Genomic DNA, 15,247 nt, shown 5'->3' on the forward strand with positions numbered 1-15,247 from the left:
AGCAGCCCATTGTGCAAACGGGCACCCCATAAGGGTGCCCGTAAAAGGTCAGGCCAGTGCCAGATTGGCGGCGCTGTCGCGCCCGTCACGGCCAGCTTCGACGTCAAAAGTGACCTTCTGGCCGTCCTTCAATTCGCTGATGCCGGAACGCTCAAGTGCTGAGATATGCACGAACACATCGCGCTTGCCATCTTCAGGTTCGATAAAGCCAAAACCTTTGGTCGAGTTGAACCATTTTACTGTGCCATTTGCCATGGTGGAAGTCTCCTAATACTTGCCGCCCGCATTATTGCGGCGACTCGGCGTGGTCGGTCTGAATCGAAAGACTGAACGCCGAGTTTGGGAGACAGCAGGTCGAAAAAGAAAAACGTAAGCCCTGTGTATATGGACTTCGAGTACACACGATACAAGCCTTGATACAACGGAAAGCAACAGAAGATCTAAGTCTGCCCAGCCCAATTTGGGACAAAGATAAGCAGAACCATTGCTCTGTGGTTCGGAAATCAGAGGTCGGCTTCCGATAAAACCTGCCGAATGCGTATGCAGCAAATTGATTGCTCAGGCACGGCAGGTAGGGCTCACTGTCCGAAATCGCCGCGTGCTTCAAGAACACCGCGGCAAGGCACAAATGTTCATTGAGTGATTGAAACATTGCTAAATCAACGAGTTGACCTCTCTAACGAACGGTAGATTCTGCGCGGCCCGAATCTTGGGTCATGCTGCGTTGGCATAGGGCGACTGCGAGCCTCAAAGTGCCATTAGTAGGTCCGTATCTGCGCAAGCATCGGGCAAGAAACGTTCCCGATGTTACAGTTGGCCGTAAGTTCATTCAGGGCGGCCTCCAATCGCTTAAGTTCGATTATCTTCATACGCACATTGGAGATATGAAGCTCGGCCAGTTCCTTAACGGATTGGCAATCCTCGCTATCACCTTCGGATAGGTTGAGAAGCACCTTTGCATCGGCAAGCGAAAAACCCATGTCTCGGCACTTCCTTAGAAAACGAAGCCGTCCAACATCGTGCGCGGAGTACATGCGTCGATTATTCGATGCCCTTTCTGGTTTCGGCACGATCCCTTCGCGTTCGTAGTAGCGGATAGTATCAATTCCGACACCGCTTTGCCGGGATGCCTCCCCAATCGCAAACATGTGAGATTTCCTGTCTTGATCCTGTAGTGGCTACAGAAGTTAAACGAGAGGTTGTTGTCTCTACAACTCCGCGCGACGTAGTCCATCAGGGAAACAGAATGCAGAAGTACCTTAGCCTCAGCTATTTGGGATCGCTATCAGCGCTTGGCGTCGCGACTTGCTGCGTTTTGCCCATGACGATGATGTTACTGGGGCTGGGTGGCAGTTGGTTGGCAATCTTTGGGAAGGTTGCCGCAGCGAGTTACTATGTGCTGACGATGTCAACGGCGTTCGTCGTGATATCATGGATGGTATCTTATCGGCGCGGTTCCTTGCCGACGTTGAAATGGTGGCTTGCAGGAACGACTCCAATCACCGGCGTGGGTTGGGTCGTTGTGTTTAACGAGGCATGGATTAACGATTACCTGATCATGCAGATGTGAGACTATGACAAAACAAACTGTAGTCCTAGAAAGCACCCTGATTTGCCCGAAGTGCGGCCACAGTGAAACCGAGCAAATGCCAACGGATGCTTGCCAGTGGTTCTATGAATGCAAGTCGTGCAAAACAGTTTTGAATCCGTTGGAAGGCGACTGTTGTGTTTACTGTTCATATGCCACGGTCCCGTGTCCACCAATTCAGCTAGGCGATAGCTGTTGCGGATGAAGTGAAGGACGGTTTTGTTGAGCGAACTGTGAGCCGCCGCCGCGAGCATCGCTGCTATTTGCATGAATGACAGTTTTTTCCGCTGCTTGGCCGCACAAGGTATTCGGCAGTTGCAGTGTCGTTACTGCTGCAAGCGCATGCAGCAATAAAATCCAGGGTACAGGTTGGGCTCGCAGTCAGAGTTCGCCGCCAGTTGCATGAACTACGGCCCCTGACCTTCCAAAGGTAGCTCATCGCTTAACAAGTCACGATATCAAGGGCTTGGCGTGAATGCCGGATGGCCGTTCTGAATCTGCCTGCTGCAACAACATTGCCGCATTGGCATTAGGCCGTTCTGAGCCCAACGTGATCATTCGTCAGGTCGCAGCGAATGTCCCCTTTGGCAATTTTGATCCATACTCTGCGGATGATATGGTTTCTTCATGACTGGTCGCTTAGCACAACCTCCGCGCACGGTTTTGTGGCGTCGGATCAACGTGGAGGGGATGGATGCTTGCTCATTCGGTCGGCGTGACGATGGCCAATTGATATTAGGAACTGCGCTGTACCAGGACGGCATCCAGCCCGCGAAACTCGACTACCGGGTTCACTGCAATTCGGATTGGTCGAGTTGCTCTGCATGGGTAGGCGGATGGGTAGGCTCCGAAAACAAGGAGCTCTCGATTTCACGTGATGCGGCGGGCATCTGGTTCATGGATGAAATTGAGATGACTGGGTTCACAGGTCTTCTCGATGTTGATCTCGGGTTCACACCAGCCACAAATACGAATGCGATCAGAAGACTGAATCTGGACGTGGGCGAAGAGCAAGAAACAACGGCTGTCTGGCTTGATACAGAAGAGTGGTGTTTCAAGCCCCTAGTGCAGGCGTATCAACGGCTCTCAGATACCGAGTTCGCCTATCGCTCACCCTCCCACGACTACACAGCGACTCTGGTAACGGACAGTTTTGGAGTTGTTCGCGAGTATCCGCAGCTCTGGGAGGCCATTTCTAAGCCTACTGGCAGCAATAGAGATGGACGGGTTTGAATGATCCCTTACCTAGCGCCGAGAACACCTCGCCTATGCGAAGCGCCAGTCTCAATGATCGGCCTAGCGGTCGCCAGCATCGTTCGCTCGCCTACAGTTAGGGTTTTTCCTTACTGTTATTGACTCCGCGCAGAGAATAGGATTACTTAGGGATATGTCTAAGTATGATTCGAACCTTGACCTCTGCTTCTCAGCGCTCGGTGATCCGACACGGCGTATGATCCTTCAACGCCTTGCACGCGGCGAGGCGACTGTGAGCGAACTGGCTGAGCCGCATGACATGGCGCTGCCATCATTCATGGAGCATCTGAAGAAGCTGGAAGCGGCCAAGCTCGTCACGTCGAAAAAGGAAGGCAGGACGCGGATATGCGAATTGGCCCCCGATGCCTTCACGCACGCGAAGGACTGGCTAACCGAACAAAATGCAATCTGGGAAGGACGGCTCGACCGCTTTGACGATTACATTAAAAACCTCATGCAGGAGCGCAACAAATGAAACTCAACCCGGAAACTGACCTGACCTTCACCCGCACGATCAACGCACCGCGCGCCCTGCTATGGGAGTGCTGGACCACACCCGAGCACATCAAGCACTTCTTTGTGCCCAAGCCACACGGGGTCGACGCCTGCGAGATCGACCTTCGGGTCGGTGGCAAGTTCAACACGACGATGAACGTCGAAGGCAACAAGATGGAGAACGAAGGCGTCTATCTCGAAGTCGTCGAAGGCGAACGCCTGGTCTTCACCGACACCTATAGCGAAGGCTGGAAGCCTGCCGCCGATCCGTTCATGACAGCGATCATCGAGTTCGCCGATGATGGAAATGGTGGCACGACCTACACGGCAACAGCCAGGCACCGGTCACCGGAAGCCCGTCAAAGCCATGAGGACATGGGGTTCTACGATGGGTGGGGAACCGTGGCCGATCAACTCGAAGAATATGCAGGGACCCTTAAGTGAACAGCGGCAACTCAGCGCGATCAGGTGGACGTCAATGCGGTGCGGTTCGTTTCCGCGCCGCCGCCCTAAGCGACAATCCTCATGTCTGCCATTGCCGGATGTGTCAGAAAGCCGCCGGGAACTTCTTCGGAGCACGCATCGGTGTTCTCGTCAGCGATCTGACCTGGACACGAGGCGAACCGTCGAAGTTCTATAGTTCGGAAGGCATTGCGCGCGGATTTTGCGCGAACTGTGGGACACCGCTGTTCTATCACAACGAAGAAAGTGAGCGCATCTCTGTCTCGATCGGAGCCTTCGACAACCCAGCGGACATCGCCCTCGCGTTCGAATTGGGAATTGAAGGGAAGTTGCCTCAAGTCGCACAGCTCGCCGCTCTGGAAAACTTCGGTACGAGCGAAGAAGACGACCCGGAAGGCACCGACCTGGCGAGGCGAACATCTCGCCAGCATCCCGACCACGATACAGACGAGTGGCTGGCCTGAAATGGAGCCTCCGCCGCCAAGACGAGGCGGCAATCCAATTGGCACAAACCAAAACATCGCTTTGATGGGCGATCAACCAAGCACCGCAGCAAGGTATTCGTCCAAGGCAACCTCCCCCCGGACTGGCTCATCTGCCGTGTCCGTCTTTCTGTCGATCACCTTACGGGTCATGCAGGCGTATGACGCCGCAGCCTCATCAGAAAACCCGAAGCAGCGAAAAGTCTCTTCCAACGCCTCGCGCGGGATTTCCTGCACCTTGACTTTGCGCTCGATGATACTTCCAAAGGCTGCGGCGACATCGTTCGCAGAGTAGCGTTTCGGGCCTTCGATATGCGCGATCCCCACGTCTTCAGGCCCTGACATCAGACGCCGGGCGGCGGCACGGCCTAATTCCGCGGGTGCGACCATCGGGATCGGCAGGTCCGCCGGGAAGAAACTCGGCAAGAAGCCCGTCTCTTTCACCAGCTCTGCCATCCCAACCCAGTTGCTCATGTAATAGCCGCCCCGGTTGATCGCGGCGGAGATTGGCTGCGCCAGCAACGCCTGCTCGAAGCCATAGAGCACTGTCAGATCGCCGCAGCGGTCTCCCTCGAACGCGCCATAAGTCGATTGCAACACAACTTTCTCTAGCCTGGTGCCGTCGAGAGCTGAAAGGATGGCGGCAACATTCGCGCGCTCCTCCTCATCGGTATCGCCCGAAGGGTCAGCCGGTGGGTTGAGCAGGAGCGCCCGCCGACCTGTTCGGAAGATACTTCGCAAAGCCTCAACATCGCGGATGTCGGCTTCGGCAATCTGTGCGCCAGCCTTTACCAGCTCCGCGCCATGATGCTTGTCGCGGGTCACGATTGTAACCGCCTGTCCCGCATCCAATAGGGCCCGCGCCGTTGCCGACCCGACCTGCCCGGTTCCGCCGAGAATGATATGCATATTGGCTCTCCTGTTCGTTGGTACAGTCTGACCCTAATCCGGTCGTCCGACAGAACCTGTCAGGAACATCGCTCAGACATTCGCGCCCGGCTCGATGCAGCGATACGCAGTCAAAAGGTTGGCCCCTGACCGAGGAATGCTGTCCTCCAGAACGGTCAGCGCTTCGATGCGGTCCATGCGAAAATGCCTGAAAGCATCGCGCATCTCACACCACGCCGCCAGCATCTCGGCCCCGTCGAAGAAGCCGATGGCGACAGGCCAGATTGTGCGCGTGGAAGATGCCAAATCTTTGGTCCGGTAGGCGATCTGTAGCTTCCGCCGATCCCGGATGGCCCGTCTGACGCTCGCCAATTCGCAGCGCTGATCCCTGCCGGAAGGGCCAACCGTCAGACCATTTCCACGCATCTTCGCCTCGGTGGTCTCCCCCATTCCTTCCGCGATCTTGGACAGGGCCGTCTCCGCTGCCTCTACAAGATCATTATCGCCTCGCGCCTGCACAAAACGTAACACAAGAAGAACCGCATCGGCCTCGTCCTGATTGAACGCCATTGACGGAAGGAAGTAGCCCGGCCGCAGAATGAAACCCGTGCCCGCTTCGCCCTCAACGGGGACGCCCAGCTCTAGCAGCGTGTCCATATCGCGGTAGATCGTGCGTTCAGACACTTCGAACCGCTCGGCCAGCGATGCAGCCGTCACCGCGCCTCGATGTTCTCGAAGCACTTGAAGGAGCTGAAGAAGACGGCCAGATCGCTGCATGTCATGTGGTATAGGGAATTGCAGGTGCTGCTGAAAGCAGAGAGGCGTGTGGCCCGGATTGAAGACCACCACAGATCTCTCGGCTCATTCGCGCGGTCTAGTCCTTGAAGAAGATATGGATCGGAGATCTATCATTGCTAATATCCCGGCCTCCAAAAAACCAACTTCTCTTGCCCTTCATTGAGGCATTCTGGACGTGCGAAACACGTCACCAGCATCAGTTGGAACGCGTGCTGCCAAACGGCCGAACACAGATGTTCATCAATCTGCATGAAGACTGTTTGCATCACTATGCGAGCAATGGTGCGCTGCAGCAGCGGGCATCCGGGATGGTCTTGCAGGGCCCCGCGCTTTCGCCGGTCGTCATTGATCGTGCTGAGCAAAGAAGCCTTTGCGGCGTTTTGTTTTCGCCGGGCGGGGCATTTCCGTTCTTTCGTCTTCCGATGACTGAGATTGGCGTGGGTCTTGTCGATTTGGACATTCTGACCTGGGAAGGCGAGCCGTCGCTCCGTGAGAGACTAGCGACAGCGGACGGATTGCATACGCGACTTGACGTGCTGGAGTCTGCATTTCTCAAAAAAGCGCCCGCCATGCAAAACTGGGATGTCATTATCAGTGAATCAGCGGCACTGCTGCGGCAGGGATGGCAGGTCCGCGGCCTGATCAACCGATTTGACACCACGCCACAGACATTCATATCGCGTTTTCGCGAACGGCTTGGCATGAATCCCAAGACTTATGCACAGATTGAGCGGTTTCAGCGCCTCCTTCAAAGCCGATCTTCGGCGACATCCTGGGCCGACGCAGCCACTGATGTCGGTTTTGCGGATCAGCCACATATGGTCCGGGCGTTTCGGCGCTTCGGCGATATGACGCCGTCGGGGTACAAGCCACCGAACCAGGCAGTACCCAATCACGTGCCAATCCAGGCTTGAATTTCCTTCAAGACGCCATGTGGTTCCGCCGTCTATGCTTAAGGCATGACAAACTTGAATGAAAACATGGCACTTGAACCGCGTCTGATCGTCCACGACGTCGATGCCGCGCTTGACCTCTATCACAAAGCCTTCGGCGCAGAGCGCCTTGAGCGTTTCGCCGACGGTTCCGGCCGCGTCGTTCATGCGGCAATGAAGGTTGGCACGTCCGTCTTTACGATGGCGCAAGAGGTAGCGGACTGGGGGCTCGCCTCACCGGATAGCTCCAAAGGAGCCTCGGTTTTGCTGCATCTTACCGTGCCCGATCCTGATGATCTCGCTCGAAAGATGGTGGATTTGGGCGGGAACGTGGTGATCACGATTGAGGATCGGCCGTACGGCAAAAGGGAAGGACGTGTCGTGGACCCATTTGGACATGCCTGGATCCTCAGCAAGACGATTGAAGATCTGACGGAGGACGAAATCCAAGAGCGCTTGGCGCAATAGCCGAAATGTCTGGTGAAGTGGCATCGACGCACCGGCGTCTATCGGGTTTACAAGCAGATCTGTCAGAGCAATCTGTTGCTGACCTCGACAAGGTTGCCGTCCGGGTCGCGGAAGTAGACAGACAGCAACTTGCCAACCGCGCCCGCTTTCTCCGCAGGTCCTTCGACAATTTCAACACCGTTTGAACTGAGCTGCGCAACCACGTCATCAATCGGAGTATCGGCTACAACACAGAAGTTTCCACTGCCCGGGACGGTTCTCTCGGCGAGGCTTGGCAATTCATCCGCGTCCTGAAGACTAATCTTGTTCGAGACGAAATGAAGCGACCACTTGCCTGCACGCTCCTCATGCACGGCCATCCCCAAAACGCGCTGATAGAATTCCAAGGTCGCGTCAACATCGCGGACGCAGAGGACAATGTGGTCGAAGCCATAGATGTGCATGCCATAGTTATATCGACTTTTGCGCAGCCGAGCAAAAGCCAAACCAGCTACAGCTGGTGGCCAAGTCCTTCGGCCTTGGCAAACTCACAATGCACTCCCACTCATATGTCATGCGGCGGTTGCACATGATGGCCGTTGCTGACCGGTTTTGTCAGGAGGCCTGTGGTAGAGTTTCGATTGATAGGTCTGTTCGAGACGACGAAGTTTGTCGGATATGCTGTTCGAGGAGAGGATTAGTTTCATGATTGCAGCGTCTTGCCACTGCGGCGCTACACGCATCAAGGTCCCGCACCTGCCCGAGAAGGCGACAGCCTGCACATGCACATTTTGTACAAAGCGGGGCGTATTGTGGGGCTACTATGAAACCGATCAGGTTGTAGTCGAGGCTAGTGATGAAGATCGAGACTACGCGCCATCCGGTATGAACCATCATCATTTCTGCAGTAAATGTGGCTGCTCTACCTGGTCGGAAACACCAGATTGGAGCAGACTTAGTGAGTCTGACGAGGACCCGCCGTCACGAATAGCTGTCAATCTGTGGCTGTTGGAAGAGGTGAACGTTCGGGACCTTCCAGTGGAGCTGTTGGATGGGCTAAACAGCTGGTAACGATCATACGCATGTGTCCGAGGCTGACATGCGGGGAGCTTATCAAATCACCGTTTTTTGTCTCGGGAGGTTCGACGGACTCGAACGGAAAGGTTGGGAAACATCATGGGACGGACAGGATTCATAGATCATATCGGTATCGCCGTCCCTGATCTGCTGGCCGCCAAGAGATACTATGATGAACTGATGCCCATCCTTGGCCTCAAGCAGTGGTTTGAGACAGCACCGGAATTCAACTATGGGCCAGACGGTACGCTCGGCACGCAGCTTTTCTTCTATGAATCTAAAGAGCCGGGAACCTATTCACGCAATGCAACAGGGCTCCAACATTTGGCGTTCGCCGTCGAGACACGCGCCGTGGTGCATGAGGCATATCAATGGGCACTTTCGCAGAAAGCGCGGATCTTACATGAACCGCGCGAGTTTCCAGAATACGGCACACACTTTGCCACCTACTGGCTGGATCCTCACGGAATAAAGCTCGAAGCCGTTTGCCACCGCGAAGGTGAGGACTAGTGCGGCGGCCGCGCCTCTGGAAGGGCTTGCGTTAGGAGGATCGAATGAAGGTCGCAGGACGCTGCCACTGTGGCAAGATCGAGTACGAGGCGGAGGTCGATCCGCGGAAAGTACAGATCTGCCACTGCCTCGATTGCCAGATCCTGACAGGCTCTGCGTTTCGAGCAACCATAGTGGCACCGCCAGAGGGATTTCGGATCACGCAAGGCGAACCAAAGATCTACTATAAGACCGCAGATAGCGGCTCACGCCGGGGTCACGCATTCTGCGGCGACTGCGGCAGCCCTGTCTTTCGCTTGCCCACCGACAACAACCCCAACTACTCTCTCAGGGTTGGCGGCCTCGATCAGCGTGCCGACCTTGGCCCACCACGACGACAGATTTGGGTTCGACGGCGCCTGCCATGGATTACCCACATCGGTGATGTCGCAGAGTTGGAATGACAAATCGCCCTAGCCGCATACTTAGTAGCAAATGGTGGAACTGGAAAACTCTTCTTTGTCATGGCTTCTAGATCAGAACCCAGCCATCCGCTGGCAAGTCATGCGAGATTTGCTCGATGCGCCTGAAGACCATTGGAAACCAGTGCGGGCCTGGTTGAGACCGACGGTTTTGTCGAGTGCGGCAAAGGTCGGGTTTGAGCCCAATTTGCCGAATGCTGCACCGCGCATGAATGGCTGCTTTGGTTGGATCGCCGCTGTTTTTACTCGAAGCCAGCCACAGAATCACCAAGGCTTTCGAAATCGGGCTCAACGCCAAGTCTCGCAGCGGTGCGGCAGTACATTCGCCCATCGCAAGCCGAAGGCGCAATCGTGCCGGTTGGCTCTGTGTGATAGGCATGCAAATCTGAGTTTGAAAATTAACTCTAGGGGCGTGGACGCTGCAAAATGTGACACCGCTGCAGATACAATTTCACCACCCATCATGCATTCGCGCACGACTTTGATCCCGTGTCCAACCAAATAGTCGCGTATTCTGCGGGCCTTGGTTAGCCGCATCCATAATCCGCTCAATATTGTGAAGCTCGCGCGGGTCATCACCTAGCAAAACCTCCGCAAGACCGGGCATGGTAGGTAACGCACCCAGATTACTCGTGCCCCAAGGGAGCACCCTTGCTACGCTCCAGATCGGTTTAGAGCAAGCCCACCATCATCATTGTTGGGTCAACTAACACTATTCTTCCTACGAACAGCGTCAGTTCTTGGCCGTACTCCAAACTCCTTGAGATAGGCGCGCGAAAACGCATCGGGAGCACGGTAGCCATACCGGTGTGCTATTCGATCAACTCGCTCGCCTTTCTCAAGATCGAGACGTGCCAAGGATAAGCGCCACTGTCGCAAGTAGCTGGCGGGGGTGATGCCGACCAGCTCGGAAAACACTTCCTTGAAGCGACTGTGGGAAAGGCCAGCAGTTTCCGCCAGATCGGCGTTTTGCCAAAGATGACCGGGGTTTTCATGCATCGCGACGATGGCCTGACTGATTCGCGGGTTGGCCAGACCAGCAAGAAGACCGGGTGTGGTTACACCGCGATCAAGTTGGAGGCGGAGCATCCGAACAACGAGCACCTCACCCAATCGGCTTAGAACGGCAGGACAGCCGCATCTATTGGCTTGCTGCTCGGATGCGAGCAGCGAGACAATGCTGGACAGTTCTCCATCGGGGGCCACTTGTTCAATGACCTTCTCGGGCAGAGCCGCACATAGCGGGCTCGCATTCGTGCCGAAATCAATGTGAAGGGAAAACAGGATTGCCCGATCATCGGGATCAATCCCCACTGCGCGCGGTGTGAAGATCAGGCAGTCCTCGCCGGTGGCCGGATCACGCATCGCCACAAGGTTTGCTTGCTCGACCGAAGCAACAGACGCCTGAAGCCTGAAATTGTTCAACAACGTGGTCAGGCGGTCGATCTTAGCCATTTTCGTCCTTTTGATTGGAAATTTAAGATTAATACACCTGTAGGGACGCTTATTGGAGAGGTCAAGCATTCTCAATCTATTCGAAAGGACCCCTCAAATGCTGATGCCCCGCAAAAAGACGCCAAACCTGTCGGTCGAAACCCTGGATCACGGCACGTTCGATCTGACCTCGGAATTCGCAGAGCGCGGAACGCTGATCTGCTTTTATCGCGGCTATCATTGCCCGATCTGCGCGAATTACCTGACGGAGCTTGATCGCAAGGCGGGAGAGTTCGAGAAACGTGGTGTCAAGGTGGTGGTGGTCAGTTCCGACACCGAGGAGCGCGCCCGCATGATGCAGGACAAGATCAAATCGGAAAACCTGCGTTTCGGGTACGGCCTGCCGCTTGATCTGGCGCGTGATTGGGGCCTCTACATTTCGACCTCTCGCGGCAAGACTTCCATTGGTGTGGACGAGCCGGCGCTCTTTTCCGAACCTGGGATCTTCCTCGTAAGCCCCGATCAGTCGCTGTATTTTGGCGTCGTGCAGACCATGCCCTTCGTGCGCCCGCATTTTGGCGACTTCGTTGGCGCGTTGGATTTTGTCATTGCCAATGACTATCCCGCGCGTGGCGAATATGACGGTCCCGTTTGAGCCCTGTGATCGGCAGACTTCATCTGCCGATCAATACAAACAGGATCGCAAGAGCTTGATTGCCTAGTCCGCTAGCCATATAAAAGCGGTTCCGACTTTGGGACCGCGTTTATGACCGATACACTTCAAAAATCTCCGCCGCTGCTCGATCATCAGCTTTGCTTCGCGCTTTATTCGACATCTCGTGCGATCACCAAAGTCTATGCGGGCCTGCTGGAAGATCTTGGGCTGACCTATCCGCAATATCTCGCGATGCTCGTACTGTGGGAAAAAGACGGGTTGAGTGTTCAGGAGATTGCAAATCGTCTTCAGCTTGAAGGCGCAACCACGACGCCGTTGATCCAGCGCATCGAGCGTTTGGGCCTCGTTGAGAAGAAGCGCGGTTCCGTCGATGAGCGTCGCTGGGATGTATTCCTGACAGAGAAGGGTCGCTCGCTCGGCGCCCGCGCTTACAGCGTTCCGGAACAATTGGGCTGCGCCTTGAATATCTCGGATGCGAAGGCGCATGCGCTCTTGGCAGAAATCAAAAAGCTACGCGCAGAGATCATCTGATTTTCAACCTGAAGGCAAGGTTATCGTTCTGTCGAAGTGAGTGACAGAACCTTTCTTGCCAAATGTCAGCATCATGGTGCGGCAATGACGGCCTGCGCCAAAAAGTCGGAAAAATCGTTCAATATGCCATTTGCCTAGTGGGCTAGCTTTATTTATATACCTAGTGTACTAGCTATATTAAGGAGACCTGCAATGAAACGCCGCACTGCCCTCAAAGCCTTCTCTGCCACTATCGCCGCCGCTGCCCTCGGATTGGGTTCAGCGGCCTATGCCCAAGAATTGACCGCCAAATCCGTTGTGCTCGTCCATGGCGCGTTTGCTGATGGCTCAGCCTGGAACCGTGTCACCCCGCTACTGGAGGAAGCCGGACTCGACGTAATCGCCGCGCAAATCCCGCTCAGCTCACTTGACGCGGATGTCGAAACCACCAAGCGTGCAATCGAGCGTCTCGAAGGCCCCGTCGTTCTGGTCGGTCATTCATGGGGCGGCATGGTCATCACCGAGGCGGGTGCGCAAGATAAGGTTCATTCTCTCGTTTACGTCGCCGCCTTTGCCCCGAACGAAGGGCAGTCCCTTGGCGAATACATCGCTGACTATCCCCATGCGGACGGTCTGGATCATCTGGAAAAAGACGCATCCGGGTACTACCGCCTTACCGACAAGGGCGTCGCCGAGCATTTCGCCTTCGATTTGCCAGAGGCGGAGATTGCCGCGATTGCCGCGTCTCAGGGCCCGATCAACAGCGCCTCGCTTGGTACGCCGGTCACGCAACTTGCCTGGAAAGACAAGCCGAACTTCGCGGTTGTTTCGACCCAGGACCGCATGACCCTGACTGCGATTCAGCGTGACCAGATTGGCAAGCTGAATGCGCAATCTGTCGAAGTCGATACCAGCCATGTGCCGATGCTGACTTACCCCGATGTCGTGGCCAACATGATTATCGAGGCTGCGAAGTAACCACATCATCAACAGGGAGACCTAGAATGAAAAAACAACTGACCACCAGCCTTGTAGCATTGCTCATGTGTACTGGCGCCAGCTTCGCCGAAGACGCACGAACAGGTGTCTATCCCGCCGGGAATGTACCAATTGCGCCCTATTCACCGGGGATCAAAACCGCGAACGGTTTCCTCTATGTCTCGGGGCAGATCGCCTATCTCGGCGGTGAGATTCCAGCTCATGCTCGGGATGGCGAAAACGACGTGCAGGATCAGACCAAGATCGTGATGGACAACATTAAGAGTGTCATGGACGAAGCAGGTTACGACTTCAACGATGCTGTCCGGGCGACGGTCTTCATCACCGACATGGGGAATTATGGCGCGTTCAATGAGATCTACGGCACCTATTGGGGTCAAGGTGAAGTACCCCCGGCTCGTGCCGCCGTCGAAGTCGGTGCCCTGCCGGGCGGAAAACCCGGAGCCCCGGTTTTGGTCGAGGTTTCGATGATCGCCTACAAATAGCTCACATACCAAGTTCAGGTGGCCCTACGGGGCCGCCCCTCCCCTGAGAGCTGGCACTTGTGCCGGCTCTCTTTCACTCGTCAACTGGAGAAGAGTCATGAAAACCGCTCAATCATATCTTGAAGAAGCCAACGCTATCGTTCCGAAATTGTCATCGGAAGAAGCAATCAAAGTTCATGCCGCTGGTGGCAGCGTTTTTGTCGATGTGCGCGATAGCGCAGATGTCGCCAAGACCGGCACAATTGCCGGGGCCGTCCGCATTCCGCGTGGCTTCATCGAATTTGCTGCCGATCCTGACATGGGCTTCCACAACGAAGCCCTACAGAAAGACGCAGACATTTACCTCGTCTGCGGCCTTGGCGGGCAAGCCGCCCTGTCTGGTAAAACACTCGTCGATATGGGTTACACATCTGTGACCAATGTCGGCGGCTTCGGCTCGTGGAAAGAAGCTGGCGGTCCGACGGAAGAAGGGTGATGCAACAAACAGATGCGGGGCGTTCCCATGACCTCGCCCCGCATTCCGAAACTGCGTCGGTCAGGTCATCAGGATCATGCGGACGCGATCGTCCAGGTCTTCCAGCAGGCTTTCGGCAGACCAGCCCGCGCGGCTGCGATGGACGTGGCCTTGGCGCATATCGTGCAACAGCCTTGCGCGTTCTTGCGATGGGAAGTCTGGCGGAAGGTTGCCTTTCGCTTTCTCCGCCTCGAAACGCCCTGCAAGGCGGGCATCGGTGTCCCGGATGGCCTTGTCCATACGTTCGGCCACGCCTTCGACTTCACCTACGGTCATTGCGACGCAGGATGCCAAGAAGCAGCCGCGTGGGGCACCTTCCTGCTGGGTTGAATAATTAACAACCACTTCCAGAAAATTGCGCACCGCCTCTTCGATGTTTCCGGCGGTTTCAAACTCGACAATGGGCGCGCAGCCATCAACATCCGCGTAGCGATCAATGGTCTTTAGATACAGTTCGCGCTTGTCTCCGAAGGCGGAGTAGATGCTTGGCCCGCTAATTCCCATCGCTTTGGACAGATCCTTCATCGAGGTGCCGTCATAGCCCTTTGCCCAAAAGGCATTCATGGCCGCCATTAGCGCGTCGTTTTCATCGAAGGTCCGCGGCCGTCCCATTTTTTTTGTATCGTTCACAATAAAAGTCCTTGACGCCTCAGTCAGTATATATATGTAACGTTCGTTAGTTAAGTCAAGGAGCGACGACATGCACGTCAACAAGCCGAAGCCGGGCGACAGATTCCCGCAATCAGAACTTCCCAAACTGAACGGGGGACGCCTCACGCTTGGCAAAGCCGGGGACGGTTATGATTGCCAGTTGATTGTTGTCTACCGTGGCAAGCATTGCCCGATTTGCACCCGCTACCTGCGCGAAGTGAACGAGATTGTTGCCCCCCTTAAGGAGTTGGGCATCGAAATCGTGGCTATCTCCGCCGACAGCGAAGCTCGCGCCACCGATCAGATCGCAGAAGTGAACCCGGACTACGCCGTCGGCTACGGGTTGAGCGTCGAACAGATGCAGTCACTGGGCCTTTACATCTCCAGCCCGCGTCATGGCATGGATGTCGAGGGACCGTTCGCGGAGCCCGGCCTTTTCCTCGTCAATGAAGAGGGTGAGCTGCGCATGGTTGATATCGCAAATGTGCCCTTCCTGCGTCCGCAGCTTGGCTCTCTTGTAGGTGGTCTGAAGTTCATGCGCGGCATGACCGAAACTTTCCCCGCCAACGGCACATTTGCCTGAA

Annotated in this window: 24 protein-coding genes and 1 pseudogene; 18 read left to right on the forward strand and 7 right to left on the reverse strand. The window is 55.6% G+C overall.

Annotation, left to right across the window (positions count from 1 at the left end):
* Positions 1-48 precede the first annotated feature (48 nt).
* On the reverse strand, positions 49-255 hold the full coding sequence (locus tag ACR0EL_RS16215) for a cold-shock protein (protein WP_170430361.1): 207 nt from the start codon (positions 253-255) through the stop codon (positions 49-51).
* Positions 256-758: 503 nt separating this feature from the next.
* The gene (locus tag ACR0EL_RS16220; protein ID WP_170637988.1) at positions 759-1,148 is read right to left on the reverse strand and encodes a MerR family transcriptional regulator; all 390 of its coding nucleotides are present in this window, start codon (positions 1,146-1,148) and stop codon (positions 759-761) included.
* A gap of 98 nt (positions 1,149-1,246) precedes the next feature.
* Here ACR0EL_RS16220 and ACR0EL_RS16225 point away from each other — a divergent pair, with 98 nt between their 5' ends.
* From ACR0EL_RS16225 to ACR0EL_RS16250, 6 genes are all read left to right on the forward strand, one after another.
* Entirely contained in the window at positions 1,247-1,570 is a 324-nt protein-coding gene (locus tag ACR0EL_RS16225) for a hypothetical protein (protein ID WP_170452349.1), read from the forward strand.
* Between the two features lie 4 nt (positions 1,571-1,574).
* Positions 1,575-1,793 carry a GDCCVxC domain-containing (seleno)protein gene (locus ACR0EL_RS16230; protein WP_254446079.1) on the forward strand — a complete coding sequence of 73 codons (219 nt, stop codon included), beginning with the start codon at positions 1,575-1,577 and terminating at the stop codon, positions 1,791-1,793.
* 422 nt (positions 1,794-2,215) lie between these two features.
* Positions 2,216-2,821 carry a putative glycolipid-binding domain-containing protein gene (locus ACR0EL_RS16235; RefSeq protein WP_480501091.1) on the forward strand — a complete coding sequence of 202 codons (606 nt, stop codon included), beginning with the start codon at positions 2,216-2,218 and terminating at the stop codon, positions 2,819-2,821.
* A gap of 154 nt (positions 2,822-2,975) precedes the next feature.
* Positions 2,976-3,317 carry an ArsR/SmtB family transcription factor gene (locus ACR0EL_RS16240; protein ID WP_480501093.1) on the forward strand — a complete coding sequence of 114 codons (342 nt, stop codon included), beginning with the start codon at positions 2,976-2,978 and terminating at the stop codon, positions 3,315-3,317.
* Positions 3,314-3,781 (forward strand): SRPBCC family protein, encoded by a 468-nt coding sequence (locus tag ACR0EL_RS16245; protein ID WP_480501095.1) that lies wholly within the window; start codon positions 3,314-3,316, stop codon positions 3,779-3,781. Before ACR0EL_RS16240 ends, ACR0EL_RS16245 begins: the two co-directional genes overlap by 4 nt.
* Entirely contained in the window at positions 3,778-4,263 is a 486-nt protein-coding gene (locus tag ACR0EL_RS16250) for a GFA family protein (RefSeq protein WP_480501097.1), read from the forward strand. The genes ACR0EL_RS16245 and ACR0EL_RS16250 overlap by 4 nt, the downstream gene beginning before the upstream one ends.
* A 72-nt stretch (positions 4,264-4,335) precedes the next feature.
* On the opposite strand, the gene ACR0EL_RS16255 is transcribed toward ACR0EL_RS16250, so the two are convergent.
* Positions 4,336-5,190, reverse strand: coding sequence for an NmrA family NAD(P)-binding protein (locus ACR0EL_RS16255; protein ID WP_480501099.1), 855 nt, complete (start codon positions 5,188-5,190; stop codon positions 4,336-4,338).
* A gap of 72 nt (positions 5,191-5,262) precedes the next feature.
* Positions 5,263-5,946, reverse strand: coding sequence for a helix-turn-helix transcriptional regulator (locus ACR0EL_RS16260; protein ID WP_480501101.1), 684 nt, complete (start codon positions 5,944-5,946; stop codon positions 5,263-5,265).
* Positions 5,947-6,116: 170 nt separating this feature from the next.
* On the opposite strand from ACR0EL_RS16260, the pseudogene ACR0EL_RS16265 reads away from it, so the two are divergent.
* From ACR0EL_RS16265 to ACR0EL_RS16275, 3 genes and pseudogenes are all read left to right on the forward strand, one after another.
* Positions 6,117-6,389 (forward strand): annotated as a pseudogene (locus tag ACR0EL_RS16265) (DUF6597 domain-containing transcriptional factor); the annotation flags it as partial.
* A 15-nt stretch (positions 6,390-6,404) separates the two neighbouring features.
* The gene (locus tag ACR0EL_RS16270) at positions 6,405-6,881 is read left to right on the forward strand and encodes a helix-turn-helix domain-containing protein (RefSeq protein WP_480501182.1); all 477 of its coding nucleotides are present in this window, start codon (positions 6,405-6,407) and stop codon (positions 6,879-6,881) included.
* A gap of 66 nt (positions 6,882-6,947) precedes the next feature.
* A complete protein-coding gene (locus ACR0EL_RS16275; protein ID WP_480501103.1) occupies positions 6,948-7,367 on the forward strand; it encodes a VOC family protein in 420 nt (139 codons plus the stop codon).
* Between the two features lie 62 nt (positions 7,368-7,429).
* On the opposite strand, the gene ACR0EL_RS16280 is transcribed toward ACR0EL_RS16275, so the two are convergent.
* Complete coding sequence (locus tag ACR0EL_RS16280; protein ID WP_480501105.1) at positions 7,430-7,810, reverse strand: VOC family protein; 381 nt, start codon at positions 7,808-7,810, stop codon at positions 7,430-7,432.
* A gap of 241 nt (positions 7,811-8,051) precedes the next feature.
* On the opposite strand from ACR0EL_RS16280, the gene ACR0EL_RS16285 reads away from it, so the two are divergent.
* From ACR0EL_RS16285 to ACR0EL_RS16295, 3 genes are all read left to right on the forward strand, one after another.
* The gene (locus ACR0EL_RS16285; RefSeq protein WP_480501107.1) at positions 8,052-8,417 is read left to right on the forward strand and encodes a GFA family protein; all 366 of its coding nucleotides are present in this window, start codon (positions 8,052-8,054) and stop codon (positions 8,415-8,417) included.
* A gap of 105 nt (positions 8,418-8,522) precedes the next feature.
* Entirely contained in the window at positions 8,523-8,933 is a 411-nt protein-coding gene (locus ACR0EL_RS16290) for a VOC family protein (protein WP_480501109.1), read from the forward strand.
* 44 nt (positions 8,934-8,977) lie between these two features.
* Positions 8,978-9,376, forward strand: coding sequence for a GFA family protein (locus ACR0EL_RS16295; RefSeq protein WP_480501111.1), 399 nt, complete (start codon positions 8,978-8,980; stop codon positions 9,374-9,376).
* Between the two features lie 720 nt (positions 9,377-10,096).
* Here ACR0EL_RS16295 and ACR0EL_RS16300 read toward each other — a convergent pair.
* Positions 10,097-10,918, reverse strand: coding sequence for an AraC family transcriptional regulator (locus ACR0EL_RS16300; RefSeq protein ID WP_480501113.1), 822 nt, complete (start codon positions 10,916-10,918; stop codon positions 10,097-10,099).
* A gap of 28 nt (positions 10,919-10,946) precedes the next feature.
* Here ACR0EL_RS16300 and ACR0EL_RS16305 point away from each other — a divergent pair, with 28 nt between their 5' ends.
* The 5 genes from ACR0EL_RS16305 (at position 10,947) to ACR0EL_RS16325 (ending at position 13,973) form a co-directional block, all read left to right on the forward strand.
* Complete coding sequence (locus ACR0EL_RS16305; RefSeq protein ID WP_480501114.1) at positions 10,947-11,483, forward strand: peroxiredoxin-like family protein; 537 nt, start codon at positions 10,947-10,949, stop codon at positions 11,481-11,483.
* Positions 11,484-11,594: 111 nt separating this feature from the next.
* The gene (locus tag ACR0EL_RS16310) at positions 11,595-12,035 is read left to right on the forward strand and encodes a MarR family winged helix-turn-helix transcriptional regulator (RefSeq protein ID WP_480501116.1); all 441 of its coding nucleotides are present in this window, start codon (positions 11,595-11,597) and stop codon (positions 12,033-12,035) included.
* Positions 12,036-12,227: 192 nt separating this feature from the next.
* On the forward strand, positions 12,228-12,992 hold the full coding sequence (locus tag ACR0EL_RS16315; protein WP_480501118.1) for an alpha/beta fold hydrolase: 765 nt from the start codon (positions 12,228-12,230) through the stop codon (positions 12,990-12,992).
* A 26-nt stretch (positions 12,993-13,018) separates the two neighbouring features.
* Positions 13,019-13,498 (forward strand): RidA family protein, encoded by a 480-nt coding sequence (locus tag ACR0EL_RS16320; protein WP_480501120.1) that lies wholly within the window; start codon positions 13,019-13,021, stop codon positions 13,496-13,498.
* Positions 13,499-13,595: 97 nt separating this feature from the next.
* A complete protein-coding gene (locus ACR0EL_RS16325) occupies positions 13,596-13,973 on the forward strand; it encodes a rhodanese-like domain-containing protein (RefSeq protein WP_480501123.1) in 378 nt (125 codons plus the stop codon).
* A gap of 60 nt (positions 13,974-14,033) precedes the next feature.
* Here the strand turns inward: ACR0EL_RS16325 and ACR0EL_RS16330 are convergent, their stop codons facing one another.
* On the reverse strand, positions 14,034-14,642 hold the full coding sequence (locus tag ACR0EL_RS16330) for a TetR/AcrR family transcriptional regulator (protein WP_480501124.1): 609 nt from the start codon (positions 14,640-14,642) through the stop codon (positions 14,034-14,036).
* Between the two features lie 70 nt (positions 14,643-14,712).
* Between ACR0EL_RS16330 and ACR0EL_RS16335 the strand changes: the two genes are divergently transcribed.
* Positions 14,713-15,246: a redoxin domain-containing protein gene (locus ACR0EL_RS16335; RefSeq protein ID WP_480501126.1), complete on the forward strand. Its 534-nt coding sequence runs from the start codon at positions 14,713-14,715 to the stop codon at positions 15,244-15,246.
* The last annotated feature ends 1 nt before the right edge of the window (position 15,247 follow it).

The sequence above is a fragment of the Ruegeria sp. AH12 genome (assembly GCF_056541465.1).

Coding starts and splice junctions, on each gene's coding strand:
- ACR0EL_RS16245 (WP_480501095.1), top strand. CDS start 3,314: ATGAAACTCAACCCGGAAACTGACCTGACCTTCACCCGCACGATCAAC.
- ACR0EL_RS16320 (WP_480501120.1), top strand. CDS start 13,019: ATGAAAAAACAACTGACCACCAGCCTTGTAGCATTGCTCATGTGTACT.
- ACR0EL_RS16305 (WP_480501114.1), top strand. CDS start 10,947: ATGCTGATGCCCCGCAAAAAGACGCCAAACCTGTCGGTCGAAACCCTG.
- ACR0EL_RS16275 (WP_480501103.1), top strand. CDS start 6,948: ATGGCACTTGAACCGCGTCTGATCGTCCACGACGTCGATGCCGCGCTT.
- ACR0EL_RS16310 (WP_480501116.1), top strand. CDS start 11,595: ATGACCGATACACTTCAAAAATCTCCGCCGCTGCTCGATCATCAGCTT.
- ACR0EL_RS16335 (WP_480501126.1), top strand. CDS start 14,713: ATGCACGTCAACAAGCCGAAGCCGGGCGACAGATTCCCGCAATCAGAA.
- ACR0EL_RS16295 (WP_480501111.1), top strand. CDS start 8,978: ATGAAGGTCGCAGGACGCTGCCACTGTGGCAAGATCGAGTACGAGGCG.
- ACR0EL_RS16315 (WP_480501118.1), top strand. CDS start 12,228: ATGAAACGCCGCACTGCCCTCAAAGCCTTCTCTGCCACTATCGCCGCC.
- ACR0EL_RS16260 (WP_480501101.1), bottom strand. CDS start 5,946: ATGCAGCGATCTGGCCGTCTTCTTCAGCTCCTTCAAGTGCTTCGAGAA.
- ACR0EL_RS16280 (WP_480501105.1), bottom strand. CDS start 7,810: ATGCACATCTATGGCTTCGACCACATTGTCCTCTGCGTCCGCGATGTT.
- ACR0EL_RS16215 (WP_170430361.1), bottom strand. CDS start 255: ATGGCAAATGGCACAGTAAAATGGTTCAACTCGACCAAAGGTTTTGGC.
- ACR0EL_RS16240 (WP_480501093.1), top strand. CDS start 2,976: ATGTCTAAGTATGATTCGAACCTTGACCTCTGCTTCTCAGCGCTCGGT.
- ACR0EL_RS16235 (WP_480501091.1), top strand. CDS start 2,216: ATGACTGGTCGCTTAGCACAACCTCCGCGCACGGTTTTGTGGCGTCGG.
- ACR0EL_RS16220 (WP_170637988.1), bottom strand. CDS start 1,148: ATGTTTGCGATTGGGGAGGCATCCCGGCAAAGCGGTGTCGGAATTGAT.
- ACR0EL_RS16255 (WP_480501099.1), bottom strand. CDS start 5,190: ATGCATATCATTCTCGGCGGAACCGGGCAGGTCGGGTCGGCAACGGCG.
- ACR0EL_RS16230 (WP_254446079.1), top strand. CDS start 1,575: ATGACAAAACAAACTGTAGTCCTAGAAAGCACCCTGATTTGCCCGAAG.
- ACR0EL_RS16290 (WP_480501109.1), top strand. CDS start 8,523: ATGGGACGGACAGGATTCATAGATCATATCGGTATCGCCGTCCCTGAT.
- ACR0EL_RS16285 (WP_480501107.1), top strand. CDS start 8,052: ATGATTGCAGCGTCTTGCCACTGCGGCGCTACACGCATCAAGGTCCCG.
- ACR0EL_RS16325 (WP_480501123.1), top strand. CDS start 13,596: ATGAAAACCGCTCAATCATATCTTGAAGAAGCCAACGCTATCGTTCCG.
- ACR0EL_RS16225 (WP_170452349.1), top strand. CDS start 1,247: ATGCAGAAGTACCTTAGCCTCAGCTATTTGGGATCGCTATCAGCGCTT.
- ACR0EL_RS16300 (WP_480501113.1), bottom strand. CDS start 10,918: ATGCTTGACCTCTCCAATAAGCGTCCCTACAGGTGTATTAATCTTAAA.